At 65.7% G+C, this 312-nt stretch carries 1 pseudogene; it reads left to right on the top strand.

Annotated elements, in window-relative coordinates:
- Positions 1-312, top strand: a pseudogene (locus A33M_RS21765) (acetyl-CoA C-acetyltransferase); the annotation flags it as partial.

Genomic DNA, 312 nt, shown 5'->3' with positions numbered 1-312 from the left:
AGGACGGCCTGTGGGATGCCTTCAACGGCTATCACATGGGCATCACCGCGGAGAACGTCGCCAAGAAGTGGCAGGTTTCGCGCGCGGATCAGGACGCATTTGCTGCCGCTTCGCAGAACAAGGCGGAAGCCGCCCAGAAGGCCAAAAAATTCGACGACGAGATCGTGCCGGTGACGATCAAGGGCCGCAAGGGCGACACCGTGGTGTCGGTCGACGAGTTTCCGCGCGCCGGCGTGACGGCCGAAAGCCTCGGCAAGCTGCGCCCGGCGTTCGCCAAGGACGGCACGGTGACGGCGGGCAACGCGTCGGGCA

Source organism: Rhodovulum sp. PH10 (genome assembly GCF_000293785.1).
Classification (GTDB): Bacteria; Pseudomonadota; Alphaproteobacteria; order Rhizobiales; family Xanthobacteraceae; genus Rhodoplanes.
This window is presented reverse-complemented; position numbering and strand designations above follow the sequence as displayed.